This window comes from Moraxella haemolytica (genome assembly GCF_030177935.1).
GTDB lineage: Bacteria > Pseudomonadota > Gammaproteobacteria > Pseudomonadales > Moraxellaceae > Moraxella > Moraxella haemolytica.
Window position 1 is genome coordinate 1,738,575 of the sequence record NZ_CP089974.1, and the last position, 13,539, is coordinate 1,752,113.

Annotated in this window: 20 protein-coding genes; 14 read left to right on the forward strand and 6 right to left on the reverse strand. The window is 42.9% G+C overall.

Annotated features, from left to right (window positions below):
* Positions 1–696, reverse strand: a complete 696-nt coding sequence (locus LU276_RS08280; RefSeq protein WP_284673370.1) for an XRE family transcriptional regulator — start codon at positions 694–696, stop codon at positions 1–3.
* A gap of 129 nt (positions 697–825) precedes the next feature.
* Here LU276_RS08280 and LU276_RS08285 point away from each other — a divergent pair, with 129 nt between their 5' ends.
* The 4 genes from LU276_RS08285 (at position 826) to LU276_RS08300 (ending at position 3,673) form a co-directional block, all read left to right on the forward strand.
* The gene (locus LU276_RS08285; protein WP_284673371.1) at positions 826–1,053 is read left to right on the forward strand and encodes a transcriptional regulator; all 228 of its coding nucleotides are present in this window, start codon (positions 826–828) and stop codon (positions 1,051–1,053) included.
* A gap of 179 nt (positions 1,054–1,232) precedes the next feature.
* On the forward strand, positions 1,233–2,525 hold the full coding sequence (locus LU276_RS08290; protein WP_284673372.1) for a DUF1376 domain-containing protein: 1,293 nt from the start codon (positions 1,233–1,235) through the stop codon (positions 2,523–2,525).
* An 8-nt stretch (positions 2,526–2,533) separates the two neighbouring features.
* Positions 2,534–2,941, forward strand: coding sequence for a VRR-NUC domain-containing protein (locus tag LU276_RS08295; protein ID WP_284673373.1), 408 nt, complete (start codon positions 2,534–2,536; stop codon positions 2,939–2,941).
* 153 nt (positions 2,942–3,094) lie between these two features.
* Entirely contained in the window at positions 3,095–3,673 is a 579-nt protein-coding gene (locus LU276_RS08300; protein ID WP_284673374.1) for a hypothetical protein, read from the forward strand.
* Between the two features lie 55 nt (positions 3,674–3,728).
* Here the strand turns inward: LU276_RS08300 and LU276_RS08305 are convergent, their stop codons facing one another.
* Positions 3,729–4,136, reverse strand: a complete 408-nt coding sequence (locus tag LU276_RS08305) for a type II toxin-antitoxin system HicB family antitoxin (RefSeq protein ID WP_284673375.1) — start codon at positions 4,134–4,136, stop codon at positions 3,729–3,731.
* 49 nt (positions 4,137–4,185) lie between these two features.
* Positions 4,186–4,374, reverse strand: coding sequence for a type II toxin-antitoxin system HicA family toxin (locus LU276_RS08310; protein WP_284673376.1), 189 nt, complete (start codon positions 4,372–4,374; stop codon positions 4,186–4,188).
* Positions 4,375–4,549: 175 nt separating this feature from the next.
* On the opposite strand from LU276_RS08310, the gene LU276_RS08315 reads away from it, so the two are divergent.
* The 8 genes from LU276_RS08315 to LU276_RS08350 all read left to right on the forward strand — a co-directional run bounded on the left by LU276_RS08315 (position 4,550) and on the right by LU276_RS08350 (position 11,591).
* On the forward strand, positions 4,550–5,515 hold the full coding sequence (locus LU276_RS08315; protein WP_284673377.1) for a P63C domain-containing protein: 966 nt from the start codon (positions 4,550–4,552) through the stop codon (positions 5,513–5,515).
* Positions 5,516–5,830: 315 nt separating this feature from the next.
* Complete coding sequence (locus tag LU276_RS08320; RefSeq protein ID WP_284673378.1) at positions 5,831–6,601, forward strand: BRO-N domain-containing protein; 771 nt, start codon at positions 5,831–5,833, stop codon at positions 6,599–6,601.
* A 425-nt stretch (positions 6,602–7,026) separates the two neighbouring features.
* Entirely contained in the window at positions 7,027–7,389 is a 363-nt protein-coding gene (locus tag LU276_RS08325; protein ID WP_284673379.1) for an HNH endonuclease, read from the forward strand.
* Between the two features lie 83 nt (positions 7,390–7,472).
* Positions 7,473–7,958, forward strand: coding sequence for a phage terminase small subunit P27 family (locus tag LU276_RS08330; RefSeq protein WP_284673380.1), 486 nt, complete (start codon positions 7,473–7,475; stop codon positions 7,956–7,958).
* A 127-nt stretch (positions 7,959–8,085) separates the two neighbouring features.
* Positions 8,086–8,214 carry a hypothetical protein gene (locus LU276_RS08335; protein WP_284673381.1) on the forward strand — a complete coding sequence of 43 codons (129 nt, stop codon included), beginning with the start codon at positions 8,086–8,088 and terminating at the stop codon, positions 8,212–8,214.
* A 284-nt stretch (positions 8,215–8,498) separates the two neighbouring features.
* The gene (locus LU276_RS08340) at positions 8,499–8,846 is read left to right on the forward strand and encodes a phage antirepressor N-terminal domain-containing protein (RefSeq protein WP_284673382.1); all 348 of its coding nucleotides are present in this window, start codon (positions 8,499–8,501) and stop codon (positions 8,844–8,846) included.
* Complete coding sequence (locus LU276_RS08345; protein ID WP_284673383.1) at positions 8,839–9,819, forward strand: phage antirepressor N-terminal domain-containing protein; 981 nt, start codon at positions 8,839–8,841, stop codon at positions 9,817–9,819. Before LU276_RS08340 ends, LU276_RS08345 begins: the two co-directional genes overlap by 8 nt.
* Before the next feature lie 77 nt (positions 9,820–9,896).
* Positions 9,897–11,591 (forward strand): terminase large subunit, encoded by a 1,695-nt coding sequence (locus LU276_RS08350; RefSeq protein WP_284673384.1) that lies wholly within the window; start codon positions 9,897–9,899, stop codon positions 11,589–11,591.
* 32 nt (positions 11,592–11,623) lie between these two features.
* Here the strand turns inward: LU276_RS08350 and LU276_RS08355 are convergent, their stop codons facing one another.
* Complete coding sequence (locus LU276_RS08355; protein WP_284673385.1) at positions 11,624–11,848, reverse strand: TA system antitoxin ParD family protein; 225 nt, start codon at positions 11,846–11,848, stop codon at positions 11,624–11,626.
* Between the two features lie 173 nt (positions 11,849–12,021).
* Between LU276_RS08355 and LU276_RS08360 the strand changes: the two genes are divergently transcribed.
* Entirely contained in the window at positions 12,022–12,606 is a 585-nt protein-coding gene (locus LU276_RS08360; RefSeq protein ID WP_284673386.1) for a KilA-N domain-containing protein, read from the forward strand.
* Positions 12,603–12,806, forward strand: coding sequence for a hypothetical protein (locus tag LU276_RS08365; protein WP_284673387.1), 204 nt, complete (start codon positions 12,603–12,605; stop codon positions 12,804–12,806). Before LU276_RS08360 ends, LU276_RS08365 begins: the two co-directional genes overlap by 4 nt.
* 104 nt (positions 12,807–12,910) lie before the next feature.
* On the opposite strand, the gene LU276_RS08370 is transcribed toward LU276_RS08365, so the two are convergent.
* A complete protein-coding gene (locus LU276_RS08370; RefSeq protein ID WP_284673388.1) occupies positions 12,911–13,228 on the reverse strand; it encodes a helix-turn-helix domain-containing protein in 318 nt (105 codons plus the stop codon).
* Positions 13,225–13,524, reverse strand: a complete 300-nt coding sequence (locus tag LU276_RS08375) for a type II toxin-antitoxin system RelE/ParE family toxin (protein WP_284673389.1) — start codon at positions 13,522–13,524, stop codon at positions 13,225–13,227. The genes LU276_RS08370 and LU276_RS08375 overlap by 4 nt, the downstream gene beginning before the upstream one ends.
* Positions 13,525–13,539: the final 15 nt, after the last annotated feature.

Consider the following 13,539-nt stretch of genomic DNA (forward strand, 5'->3'; position numbering starts at 1 on the left):
CTAACCACTCCGATACACCACACGCCCAATGATCACAAGACTCTCTCCATTCGTCTCATTGACGATTTTGGCAGGATAGGCGGGGTTGTCGCTAGATAGGCGTAGCACACCACCGCCTTCTTTATAGATACGCTTGATGAGTAGGTCGCCATCCCAAAACAAGGCATATACTTCGCCCTCTCTCGGCTCAATATCAGACACATCTATCCCCACCGCATCACCTTCTTGGATATAATGTGCCATGCTGTCGCCTTTGGCATAGATCATCTTAAAGTATTTTGAGTTAAGATTACGATATTTAAAAAAGCTCTGGTCAAAGGGCAAAGTTTTTTTTAACGGTTCAAATTCAGGATAGCCACCGCCGTCCCCACAGCAGAACGACACATCATAAAAATTCACCCACAACTGCTCACGCCACGGTTCCACCTCGTCATGGGTGATACCATTTGGCATGGACGCCACCAGTTCATCAACATGATGCTGGGGCGTTTTCATTTCACCTTCGCCAGTAGCAAGCCATTTAGGATTTACCTGCAAGATATTGGCGAGCTCAAAAATGGCGTTCGTACTTTTTGTTTTTCCGCTCTCAAGTTGGCTGTACGCAGATTGAGTTAAGTCAGCAACCTTCTCAGCTACTTCCGCTTGGGTTAATTTTGCTGCTTTTCTTGCGGCTTTAAGTCGGTCTTTTAGTTCCATGATGATTCTCTCAATGGGCTTTATCTATATTATATAAGAGTGCTTATAATATAACAAATTAATTTACTTATATTTTGCTTGCTTTATTCAATTAGTTTGCTTATAATCCGCTAATATTTAGGAGTGACTATGAATAATATTGACGCATTAATTCAACATTACGGCAGCCAAGTGCTTTTGGCAAAAGCACTTGGTGTGGCTCAAGGAGCAATCAGCCAGTGGAAGACTGGTAAGACCACTATTAGTCCTACAAATGCCTTAAAGATTGAGAAAATTACAGACGGTAAATTTAAGGCAGTGGACTTATGCCCACAACTTATTGAGATTGAAAAATTAAAAGCCCCTAGCGGTAACTAGGGGCAAAAATGCTTAAACTACAGTCTAGCATTCATAACATCCGCTATATTCAAATAACAAAAAACCCAGCCGTAGCGGACTGGGTTAGGCGTTTTTAATCAAAAATTAGAAACCAAAAAATCAATAATCAAAAACGGCTTTATTATACCACCAAAGCCAAAGTAAATCAAGGCGTTATCATGACCACCAAAGAGCCACCCAAAATCCACTACATCACGCACAATTTTAGTGATTTTGACAGCGAGACCAAGCACATGACACGCAATCAGCGTGCCATTTATCTTGACTTACGCACGCTGTATTTTACCACCGCCCACAAAAATAATGGGGCGATTGGCGATGATTTGGCACTGCTTTATTTTCGCCTTGACTGCCATAGCGACAGCGATAAGGCGGATGTAGATTGGCTATTAAAAGACAAATTCAAAAAGCTGGGCAAGACCTACCGTCATGCCGACTGGGATAAGCAAATCAAAGACATTCGCTTTGCTATGAGACACGCCAGTAACGCTGACACGAAAGGTAACGCTAAAAGTAACGACAGTAACGGTAGTGATGTAACGCCAAGTAACATCAAAAGTAACGATGAGCGTAACGCCAACATCTATGACAATACGGGTGGTTTTGTCATGACAGGGGCAGAACGCACCGAAAAATCACGAAAGCTAAAAGCCCTTAAAAATAAAGGCATACAGGCGGATAAGTCCATGACACTTGATTACATTCGTGGGCTTTATGATACGCATTTTAATTCGTGTAACGCAGGCAGTAACGCCACCGATGACACGCCATGTAACGATGACTGTAACGAAGTATGTAACGGAAGTAACGCCCAAAATGCCGAGAATAACCATAAACCAAAAACCATAAACCAAAATTTAAAAAATCATGAGTGTGTCAGCCAAACGTTACACACACCCACACACACCAATTTTTCTAAAAATTTAAAATCCATTGCCGATTGGCAAGTGCCAAGCGTGGAGATTATCAATGAGTTACTAAGTGGAGTAGGCTTTGGCAGAACATTGAGCCAAGACGAATATGGTCAGATATTTACCAAGTTTAAAAATTACAATGTCAGCCGAGAATTACAGGGTAATTTTTTGGCAACCGAACAAGTCCGCATAGATAAGCTCGTGGACTGGATAAAACGAGAAAAGCCCATTTTTAACGCTCCCACGCCTGCCGATGATGATTTTGGTGGCGTGTGGACGGACAACAACAAATTATCCAAGCCAAAACCCAATACTTTTAATATTAGCGGAAAATGGGTTGAATGTTTTGACGGCTATAACAGCATGGAATGTATCGCAATCGTCAAAGAATACCGTTTGGCAGGCGAAACAAGTCTAGAAGCCTATAAGCGGATTAAGCGTGCAGGCGTGGCAAACTGCCAAAAACCACAGACGGCAAGCCCCGAATTTGTTAGCCACATTCTCTCAAAACACAACAGACCGCAACAAGCCAAATAGGTAGCAAGATGAAAAAACACGAAGACAGCATACAAAGAGCTGTAATGACATGGGCAAGATGGCAGACACTTGCCCCCATTGGCATTAACGGCAAGTTATCCCATTTTATCCACCACAGCCCCAACGGTGGCTATCGGAGCAAAAGCGAAGGCAGAAATTTTAAGCTCATGGGGACAAAAGCGGGGTTTCCAGACCTGTTTTTGTTTATTCCCAAAGGTGGTTATCACGGCTTATTTATTGAGCTTAAAACCCCAAAGGGCAAGACCAAAGACGGCAAGACACGCCAAGCAGGGCAAGTGTCCGATTTGCAACAAACAATGATTAACCGCTTAAATACACAGGGATATAAGGCGGTTGTGTGCTACGGCTACGATGAAGCAGTGCAGGCGATTAAAGAGTATTTGGGGCTAAATTGATGTTAAAGGTTATTTTGATTTATTGCTTGGCGTACATCTTAGAGCAAAAAGCAAATGATGAGTTTAATAAAAAGCTGTTGTCATTGCGGTGTCAATGGCGTTATGAAGTGAGTATGCCAAATCGTGTTTTTTAACCAAAAACGGAGAATAAAAATGACAAATACAATCAATCTAAATCAGCAGGCGAGTAGATTTGGCACACACCCCATGTTTGATATTGACGGCTTAGACTGGCTTTGTCAGCACTTGACCGCCACGCCTGCCAAAGTATTTGATGATTTTAACACCCCTGTCAAGTCGGATAATGATTATTCGGGGTGGCAGGAGCGGTGTGCCTGTATCGGTACAATGCCCACGCCTGCCCGTGCGTTGTGCAGTCTTTTGGTGTGGGGTATGGATAAAGCCAATTATGAAACGGTGCAAGACCATTTGGCAGGCGTGGTGCTGACCGAACTTAAAAAAGCCCCACTACCCAAAAACTGCCCCCATAACCGCCAAGACCTGTCACACAAAATGGCGACAATGGTGCTAATGCTACATTTACAAAATGCGTGGGATTTATGTACAGTCAAAGGGCGATTGTACTTTTTTAGCATTGATATTAATGAAAAAACCTACACCAACCAATTTACCAAACACCAACGCTTACTCATTGACACCTTACAGGAATTAGCGTGGGAAATTGATGGGGCGATTGTCAAATATAGGAATGAGTTGAAAGACAGGGAATAATGACAAAAAAGCGGTTCAATATTGACCGCTTTTTTGTTTTGGTAATTGGGGTAAATCAAGCCAAATCCGCCATCGCCAGTTGTGCCAAATAGTTGGAACGGCTTTTATAAAGCGATTTATGGGCATTTACTTTTTCGTCAATTTTGCTAATCAGCAGGCTTGGCAAAGTAACATTGATTTTCTCGGCTTTGCCCATAAAGGTAGACATATCCATATCCACCACCGCCCACATCATGCCTTGATAATCGGCATTGTCTTGATGATAGAAAATGGGTTTGGCGGTGGGCAAGGTGTCGCCATCTTCTGCCATACTCTCCAAATGTAGGGCGATGGCTTCATAGGCATTTTTAATGGCTTCATCGGGCGTGTTGCCTGTACTAAAACACCCCGCAATATCAGGCACAATCACACCGTAGCATTCGTGTTCATTGGCGGGTTTTTCAATGGCAATAGGGAATAACATAATTTTTTGCTCCATAATTTGAGTAAATGCCGTCAAGAGTGGGGCTAGATTATTCTAGCCCTGCTTGTTTGATAATGCTTTTTAGCGTTCCGATTGGTAGGCTTTCACGACCGTTTGGGATTGTTACTTTGCCTTCTTTGGTTGGGTGCTTAAAGTGCTTGTGAGAGCCTTTTTGCTTAACAAAGTACCAACCGTCTTCGGTAATTCGCTTTATCATCTCATCGCTACTTGGGGGCATTGTTTACTCCGATTTGCTTAATATGGGGTTATTATAACCCCAAAAATAAATTAAGTCAAGGGTTATTGGAGTTATTTTTTTAAATAGTTTTGCTTGACAAAGGGTAATAAATGCTTGCATTATTTCAATTATGCTTGCATAATATGCAAGCATTGATTTTAATGGAGCAAGCATAATGAATAAACAAGCAGGTGGTATCGCCCGTGCCAAATCCCTAACACCAGAGCAAAGAAGCGAAATTGCCAAGCGAGGTGCTATGGCTCGTTGGGGAAAGCTCAAAGCTACCCATACAGGCGAGCTAAACATTGGCGATATTACATTACTTTGCCATGTTTTAGAGACGGGCGAGCGGGTCATCTCTGGTAACGCTATTCAAAAATCATTAGGATTTCCCAAAAGTGCATCAGGTACCACCCTAAAAAAATTCATTGACAGTCGTCTATTGCCGTATTTGTCAGACGAAACCAAAGAGAAGCTCAGCAATCCGATGAGTTTTTCTCGTGTCGGTGTCGGTGGTGCAGTACCAGAGACACACGGCTATGATGCGTCTATTTTGATTGATATTTGTAATGCCATTATTTTGGCAGAGCGAAATGGTGGACTTACACCAGGACAAAAACGCCAGGCACAATTCGCTGATATTATCATTCGTTCGGTTGCTAAAGTGGGTTTGGTTGCCTTGATTGATGAAGCTACAGGCTATCAAGAAATCAGGGACAAAAAAGCCCTACAAGCCATATTGGACAAGTATTTGGCAAAAGAATTGGCAGCGTGGGCAAAGCGGTTTCCTGATGAATTTTATCAGGAAATTTTTAGGCTAAAAGGGTGGGATTTTAACCCAGAGAAAGTCGCTCGTCCTGGTGTGGTCGGTCGCTATACCATTGACCTTGTTTATGAACGGCTTGCTCCTGGACTTTTGGAGGAGTTAGAACAATTAAACCCCAAAAATGATAAAGGCTATCGTAAGCACAAACATCACCAATGGCTATCATCTGATGTTGGACACCCTGCACTATCACAGCATATTCATGCCATCATTGGGTTGATGCGTATCAGTGATAACTGGGAGCAGCTAATCGGCTTTGTGGATAGAGCTTATCCTAAAAAGGGCACGCAAATTGAACTGATTTTTGAGGATTAGGATTGACAAAGGGTAATCAGTGGGGTATGATATGGGGTAAGGTCTCAAAAGCCTTACACAACGGTAATCACCCCGTCAGCGTGATATTTTTATGCTCCAAAAAAAGTTAATCCGAAAAATTTTTTGGCATAGATTTGCATACCTTATTTGATAAGTTATGACCGACGGTGCGACGAATACAATACCCGCAAGGGGAATAAGTCCGCCTAATTGTGTATAGGTTTTGAGCCGTTGGTCTCCTAATTTAAGGGTACATCAATTTGCCGTACCCTTTCAAATTAGGAAAATTTAACCCTATCAAAAAGGTAATACACAATGCAAACTTTAACTTTCCAAAACATCACTTTAACCCCTGCCAAAGTGGATAACCAAATTTGGCTTACTTCTGCTGAGCTTGCAAAAGCGTTGGGTTATTCTCGTTCTGATGAAGTAAATAATCTTTATAATCGCAAAAAAGATGAGTTTACCGCCAATATGACCCAAACGGCTGAAATCCAAACCAAAGGCGGTTTACAGCGTGTTCGCATTTTCTCCCTGCGTGGTTGCCACCTTATCGCCATGTTTGCTCGCACCAAAGTCGCCAAAGAGTTCCGTCAATGGGTGCTAGATATTCTTGACAAGGAAGTTGGTCAGCCTGTACAAGTCAAATCCACCGCCACCGACCGCACCCCACTTCGTCAAGCGGTAACCGCCCTAGTTGCCAAATATGGGCTAATGCACGATGAAGGCTACCGTCTGGTACATCAGTATATGGGTGTAAACAGCATTGATGAAATCCCCATAGATGATTTGCCAGAGGCGGTTGCCTATGTGCATCGCTTAATGCTTGGGACGATAAATGACCGTGAATTGTATGATGTGTTGGTAAGTTGTGCCATACATCTAAAACAGTTTGGTACCATGCTATCAAGTTTGCACGCTCATGGTTATTATGCCGATGATGATAACCCCATTGACCCTGCGACTCGTTGTTATAACTACCTTGTGCGTGTGGTGGATAAGATGAACTTGCGTAATATACATGGTGTGCCAATGTTTGCAAATAATAAAATAAATTTTTACAATGGCTTTTCAAGACCGATTTAGGTTGGTTGGATTTGAAATTTATTTATAATCCCCAAAATACCTCCTTGACACCACGATACCCTGTGGGGTATGATAATGCTAGTATGGCATTAAGTGTCAATAAGGCGATTATCCGTTTTGGGTAGTTGCCTTTTTTGTTGCCTCAAACACTGCCAACACACAAAGCAAAACCCCAACTGACGGCAATCGGTTGGGGTTTTTAATTCAACCCTTTTAATGCAGAAAAGGATTAAATCTTGTGAGTAATTATAGCAAGTTTTTGATAAAAATACTAGGATTTACAATGCAATCCATCAATTTCAAACCTGAAAATTTCATCAGATTTTTTTTGGCATATTTGTTTTATGATTGCGTTTTTAATGGTGGTGTCGTTGGCTATTACGATTGTTAAGTTTTATCTCGGTATTCAATAGGGAATTGTAACAATGCCAAAGACACCTTGCCGAGCCATTGGTTGCCCCGCCCTTGTCAGCCGTGCGGACAAAGGTTTTTGTAGCGACCACGCCCACCACAGGCACGGTTGGCACAAGAGCCATCAAGGTCGCACCAATAAAGAGCGTGGCTACGGGCAGGCGTGGCGGAAACTAAGAACACAAGTGCTGGTGCGAGACCGACACTTGTGCCAAGTCTGCTTGGCTGACGGCAGGTACACGCCTGCCACCGAAGTGGATCATATCATCAATAAGGCAAGCGGTGGCACAGATGAGCTGACGAACTTACAAGCAATCTGCCACGCCTGCCACAAGACCAAGACACAAGCCGAGAGCCACAGGGGTGGGGGTGGGTAAAAAGTTCCGAGCCTTTCGCCGTAGAACCTACCTCCTAGCCAAATTTTTACAACCGCGAAATTAAAAGTTTAGGGAGTTGGAGAATGGGTGGAATTGCGACAGTTGCAGGGCGTGGGCGAAAACCTAAGCCAACCAAATTAAAAGAGCTGAACGGCAACGCTGGCAAGCGTGCTTTAAATAAAAATGAGCCACAATTTGACAAGATTATGAACATTGAACCGCCAGAATGGTTAGAGCCGTTGGCGGTGGAAATGTGGCAAAGGGTCGTTCCCCAGTTGTGTGCCAATGACTTGCTTACGGTTGGGGATTTGCACAATGTGGAAGCCTTTTGCACGGCGTATGCACGGTGGCGACAATCGCAAATTGAAATCAATAATTATGGCGTGGTTGTGCCACACCCAGAGACTGGGGTTTTACAAAAAAATCCTGCCGTTACGGTGATGAATGAAACCGCCCGACAACTGGTAACTTTTGGGTCGCTTTTGGGGCTTGACCCTGCTAGTCGCACACGGCTGACAGGTGGGACAAAGAATGAAACGATGGGCAATCCGTTTGCAGAGTTTTTATAAAGTGTAAAAAGCAAAACCCCAACGCTGGCAGGCATTGGGGTTTTTATTATCCAATTAACCACGACTTAATGGGACAATATTTATGTCTAATAATAAACGATTTTTGATAAAATTGCTAGGGGTTTTTATGATAGAAATTACCAATGTAACACCTGAAAAGATTGGAAAGTTGCTTTGGAAAATTACAGCAATGATTTGTATCATTATTATGTTTGTTAAATTGCCTGATTATATCAATGCCGTTAAATGGTGGTAGGGATTGACAAAGGGCAATTAGTGGGGTATGATGTGCCTACTACTAAATTCCAAAGCGGTATCAAATCTCGCCCCGAAAGAGCGTTATTTTTATGCCTGTAATTTGTGAACTGTGGTCATATGAACACAGTTGAGCAAAAACGCATAGCCACATTCGTCTTATGACGGGTTGAGAGGCGTAATACAACACCCGCAAGGGAAATATGCCCGCCGTACTTTGGAACGGTAGTTGAGACCCGTTGCCCTATCTGGGTAATACTAACTAAAATCCAAAGGAGACATTTTATGTCAAACCAAGTCCAAACCGTCAAATTCTATGACGATGTCTTGATTACCATTGAGCAAGACAATATACAATATGTTGCCGTTCGCCCTATCGTAGAGAATATGGGGCTTGACAAAGTGGGTTTTTTATTTTATAGTATTTGGCAAGGTGTTTCAAAACCATCGATTTTACACAGCGTGATCGCTACGCCTAGCGATTTTTTGTTGCCTATTACTTTCTGTTATGGGCAAGATGGTGCATATCGTGAGAATGCACAGCCGACTGTGTACGGTGTTTTGAACATCTTGTCCACCCTATTTCAAACTAGGGTTAAATCTCAATACACAGGAGTATTAGCCAATGTCTAATCAACTTACTTCCATTGACTTTCACGGTCAAACTTTACTGGCAACCATTCAAGATAATGTGGTTTATACCGCACTTAAACCAATTTGTGAAAATATTGGTTTATCTTGGAACGCCCAATTTGAGCGTATCAAGCGTGATGAAGTGCTTGCCGAAGGTATTCGTATGATACGAACACCTACAAAAGGTGGTTTTCAAGATGTGGTTTGTTTGCCATTAACACTTTTGAACGGCTGGCTATTTGGTGTAGATACAAACCGTGTCAAAGCCGAAGTCAAAGAAACGCTCATCACTTACAAAAAAGAGTGCTATCAAGCCTTACACGACTACTGGAACAATGGCATAGCCGTCAATCCACGCCTTACCAGTGCCGACACCCTACCACTCCGCAACGCCATCAATATGGCAACAGGGATTTTAAAACTGGACTATGCCACGATTTATAAAATGGTACATCAAAGATTTGGCATTACCGACCACAAAGGCTCAAAGATTAAAATCTTGACCAAAGAACAAATTGGGCAAGCAGTGGAGTATGTGCATAGTTTAATCCTATCTGCCCCAAAACAAGACGAACTGGATTTGGCAAACATCTTAAATAGTGAAACCAAACGCTTTGCCGAACATTATAACCGTATGACTTGGTTGGCTCGCTGTGCTGACGGTGTGAGTGATAAAACATTCTTTGATAACCGTGATGATGGCGAACATATCGCAGGGTTATTTGTGAAAAATCTGCTCACACAATATCGCTTTGAAGTTGAGTTTGATGAAGGGCATCACGATAACGGTTCATTAAAACTCAAACCCATCAGTAAACAAGCCTTTTACAGCGATTTGCCCAGTCTACCCAATGTGCTACAACAACAAATCAATTCAAAACTTGCGTATCGCTCCAAACTTAGCGAAACCGATGTTGATACGCTGTGTCAAGTGATAGATGTGTGTAGATTGGCAGTTAAGCACAGTTTATAGGTCAATCATATCCAAAAATACCAAACGCCCTACACGGTTTGACTGTGCGGGGTGTTTGGCGTACAAAAAATTTGATTATGAGTTTTCCAAATGTTGAACGAGCGGAAAAGTACGCCAAAGATGTCGTGGGTGGCAAAATCATCACAAACAAATGGATAAAATTGGCGTGCCAACGCCATTTTGACGACAAAAAGAAAAGCAAAAACAAGGATTATCCCTACAAGTTTGACCCCGCCAAAGCTGAACGAGTGGCAAAGTTTATCCAGCTTTTGCCCCATACCAAAGGCGAATGGGCAAGGCGTGGCGAAAAAATCCACCTTGAACCGTGGCAAGTGTTTGCTTGTTGTGTGCCGTTTGGCTGGGTCAAGAAGTCGGATAATTTACGCCGTTTTCGCACCATTTTTATTTTTGTTTGTCGTAAAAATGGCAAATCAGCCATCGCAGCGGGGGTGGCAAATTATATGTTTTGTGCCGATGGCGAGTTTGGGGCGGAAGTGTATAGCGGGGCAACCACTGAAAAGCAAGCGTGGGAAGTGTTTCGCCCTGCCAAACAGATGGTGGAACGCACACCACAGCTCAAAGAATATTTTGGCGTGGAAGTGAACGCCTCTAATATGAACCGCGTGGCAGACGGCTCACGCTTTGAACCTGTCATCGGCAAACCAGGGGACGGGTCAAGCCCCAGTTGTGCGGTCATTGACGAATACCACGAACACAAAGACGATACCCTGTACGACACGATGGAAACGGGTATGGGGGCGAGAAATCAGCCGATTATGCTCATCATCACAACCGCAGGAGCAACCATTGGCGGAGCGTGTCATCTGCTCTATCAAGATGCTCAAAAAATGCTTGATGGCGTGCTAGATATTGATGATATGTGGGCGATACTGTACGGTAAAGATACAGACGATGCGTGGGATAGCGATGTTGCTTTGATAAAGGCAAATCCAAATTATAACATATCGGTATCGGGGGAATTTTTGCAAGCTCGCCAAAGAGACGCAAAAACTTCGGCACGCAAACAGTCGGTATTTCGCACCAAGCACCTAAATGAGTGGGTCGGAGCAAAAAATGCGTGGCTGAACATGGCAAAATGGCAACAAGCCCACGAGCGTAAACCCTTATGTGAGCTTGAAAACCGCCCCTGTTACATTGGGCTTGATTTGGCGACAAAGATTGACTTAAACGCCCTTATTTTGCTATTCCCACCAACTGCTGATGACCCTTATTATCACATACACGGGCGTTATTATCTGCCAGACGCTAGGGTGCTAGAAAGTATGGACGGCAACGCTGATCGCTACCGTGCGTGGGATAATATGGGGCTAATGACCTTGACAATGGGCGAAGTGGTGGATTTTGAAGTCATCAAAGATGATTTAAGAGAATTTATGGGGCGGTTTGATGTCCGTCAAATCGCCTATGACCCGTGGCAAGCCACACCGCTCGCCCAAGAAATGGAAAAAGAAGGGGCAACGATGGTGGAGCTACGCCATACTGTAAAAAATATGAGTGAGCCAATGAAAGAGCTAGAAGCCCTAATTTTGCAGGGTAAAATCGCCCACGGAGATTGTCCTGTGCTAACTTGGCAGGCGAGCAATGTCGTGGCGGTGGTGGATAAAAAAGACAATATCTATCCAGACAAAGAGCGAGCCGAAAACAAGATTGATGGCATTGTGGCTTTGATAATGGCTCTTGGGCGTGCCAAATTACACGCCCAAAGTGGGGGGAATATTGATGAGTATTTAGACAATATGGTGATTGCTTGAATTGACCGCCCTTTATGCAAAGTGGCGGTTTTTTATTGGAGTTTTTTTAATGATTTGATTTCTTTCATAATGTCCGTTAATGCGTCTGTAATATCTATGTATTGGGTTGGTGGTTTTTGTTGTTGTTCTAAGCCAACTTGCAACAAATGAACCGCCTGTGCATTAACAGAGCGTCCGTCATCTTTGGCTGACTTTTCTATTTGGTCTTTTAATTCTTGGGGAATGCGTAAGTTAAATTGGGGGTCTGAACGAGCCATAAAAGCACCTTTTGAAAAAATTTAAAAATATTTTAACAAAAATACTTGACTTAATCAATAGTACAGTGCTATCATTATCACCGTACTAACACGGTACGCAATAAAAAGCCCCTTGCAGACCGTCAAATCAAACAAGGGGCTAGAATACTAACCACTGATAAGGAAAATATCCTATGAGTAATTTACCACAAAAGCTAAAAACTGTCAATTTTGACGGTTTGCCAGTCGCTTTTACCGAAAACGGCTATCTTAATGCTACAATGATTGCAAAACATTATGGCAAGCGTGTGCAGAATTATCTAAAATCTGAACGCACACAGGATTATATCCGTGCCTTAGATGAGCATTTGAGTGAAGCCGTTTTTACGGCTTCGGTAGAAAATAGTGAAGCTCCAAAAAGAGCTTCACAAAATGACCTTGTGATTGTGCAAAAAGGCAATTCACAAGAATTTGAACAAGGCACTTGGTTACACCCAAAACTTGCGATTGATTTTGCTCGTTGGCTTAATCCAAGATTTGCGGTTTGGTGTGATATGCAGATTGAACAAATGACGACAGGTTCTTTACAATCTTTAACTGCCCAAATCACCGAAACCAGTATCACGCTACAACATTTTGATGAAAATCTATCAAAAGCAGGTTGGTATCTGGCAACACACGGCAAACAGACTAAGCCACAACTCAAAGCAAAACTTACCGAGCTTTTGCAAAAAGCTCAACCCTATTTGCCCTTTATCGGATTTGGAGGTGCAAAATGACAAAGGTCATCAATCACATCGACAAAACAGATTTAGCAGACACTCATTATTTGGCAAGTGGCTATTTTGAATGGATTGCCAAACTTATCCGTCAAGCCAAGCAAGACGGCGATCAAATCTTTTTAGACATTGCTGAATATTTGGCAGAAGGTCAATCTGATGATTTTTTGCAAAAAGGCAAAGATATTGAGCTGTCTTGATATTGACACCACGATACCCTGTGGGATATCATAATGCTATTATGGCATTAAGTGTCAATAAGGCGATTATCCGTTTTGGGTAGTTGCCTTTTTTGTTGCCCAAATTACGCCGTAGCAAGCTCGCCAATGAGTTCTGGGCGTTTGGCAAGCAAATCTAAAAGCACACGAGCCGAACCGCTTGGCTGTCTTTGTCCCTGCTCCCACGATTTTAGGGTATTGACCGAAATGCCAATGGCTTTTGCAAATTGGCTTTGAGATAGGTTGTTTTGTTGTCTGATGGTGGCAGGGTTAATGAGATATTGTCCTTTATTAAACTGTTCAATAGAACGAGTTAGGCTCTCACGCACAACTTCGGCATCTGGGTCATCGTCAATAATGGCTTGGACGATTGCGTCCATGTTGTCAAACTTTGGTAGGGTCATTGTTTCTTTCCTTTTAAGGTATTAGGGGAGATGTTTTCTTGTTGGTTTTTGGCATAGACCGAAAAGCAAACAATCATACCATTTTCTAAAAAGTTGTAGTAAATCACACGCACACCGCCTTGTTTGCCCTTGCCTTTGGCAGACCAACGCAGTTTGCGAAATCCGCCTGTTTTTGGGATAACATCGCCTGCCAAAGGGTTGGTGGACAAAAAAGTAATGAAATCGCTTTTTTCGTCATCACTCCAAACAGCTTTGGATTGGGCGATAAAATCATCGGTTTCGGCAATCGTGTACATGGCGGTTTATCTCTG

Excerpts from the sequence above, each read along its gene's own strand:
- LU276_RS08295 (WP_284673373.1), top strand. The coding sequence starts at position 2,534 with ATGAAAAAACACGAAGACAGCATACAAAGAGCTGTAATGACATGGGCA.
- LU276_RS08315 (WP_284673377.1), top strand. The coding sequence starts at position 4,550 with ATGAATAAACAAGCAGGTGGTATCGCCCGTGCCAAATCCCTAACACCA.
- LU276_RS08370 (WP_284673388.1), bottom strand. The coding sequence starts at position 13,228 with ATGACCCTACCAAAGTTTGACAACATGGACGCAATCGTCCAAGCCATT.
- LU276_RS08365 (WP_284673387.1), top strand. The coding sequence starts at position 12,603 with ATGACAAAGGTCATCAATCACATCGACAAAACAGATTTAGCAGACACT.
- LU276_RS08345 (WP_284673383.1), top strand. The coding sequence starts at position 8,839 with ATGTCTAATCAACTTACTTCCATTGACTTTCACGGTCAAACTTTACTG.
- LU276_RS08330 (WP_284673380.1), top strand. The coding sequence starts at position 7,473 with ATGGGTGGAATTGCGACAGTTGCAGGGCGTGGGCGAAAACCTAAGCCA.
- LU276_RS08360 (WP_284673386.1), top strand. The coding sequence starts at position 12,022 with ATGAGTAATTTACCACAAAAGCTAAAAACTGTCAATTTTGACGGTTTG.
- LU276_RS08320 (WP_284673378.1), top strand. The coding sequence starts at position 5,831 with ATGCAAACTTTAACTTTCCAAAACATCACTTTAACCCCTGCCAAAGTG.
- LU276_RS08300 (WP_284673374.1), top strand. The coding sequence starts at position 3,095 with ATGACAAATACAATCAATCTAAATCAGCAGGCGAGTAGATTTGGCACA.
- LU276_RS08290 (WP_284673372.1), top strand. The coding sequence starts at position 1,233 with ATGACCACCAAAGAGCCACCCAAAATCCACTACATCACGCACAATTTT.
- LU276_RS08305 (WP_284673375.1), bottom strand. The coding sequence starts at position 4,136 with ATGTTATTCCCTATTGCCATTGAAAAACCCGCCAATGAACACGAATGC.
- LU276_RS08280 (WP_284673370.1), bottom strand. The coding sequence starts at position 696 with ATGGAACTAAAAGACCGACTTAAAGCCGCAAGAAAAGCAGCAAAATTA.
- LU276_RS08375 (WP_284673389.1), bottom strand. The coding sequence starts at position 13,524 with ATGTACACGATTGCCGAAACCGATGATTTTATCGCCCAATCCAAAGCT.
- LU276_RS08310 (WP_284673376.1), bottom strand. The coding sequence starts at position 4,374 with ATGCCCCCAAGTAGCGATGAGATGATAAAGCGAATTACCGAAGACGGT.
- LU276_RS08335 (WP_284673381.1), top strand. The coding sequence starts at position 8,086 with ATGATAGAAATTACCAATGTAACACCTGAAAAGATTGGAAAGTTGCTT.
- LU276_RS08350 (WP_284673384.1), top strand. The coding sequence starts at position 9,897 with ATGAGTTTTCCAAATGTTGAACGAGCGGAAAAGTACGCCAAAGATGTC.
- LU276_RS08340 (WP_284673382.1), top strand. The coding sequence starts at position 8,499 with ATGTCAAACCAAGTCCAAACCGTCAAATTCTATGACGATGTCTTGATT.
- LU276_RS08285 (WP_284673371.1), top strand. The coding sequence starts at position 826 with ATGAATAATATTGACGCATTAATTCAACATTACGGCAGCCAAGTGCTT.
- LU276_RS08325 (WP_284673379.1), top strand. The coding sequence starts at position 7,027 with ATGCCAAAGACACCTTGCCGAGCCATTGGTTGCCCCGCCCTTGTCAGC.
- LU276_RS08355 (WP_284673385.1), bottom strand. The coding sequence starts at position 11,848 with ATGGCTCGTTCAGACCCCCAATTTAACTTACGCATTCCCCAAGAATTA.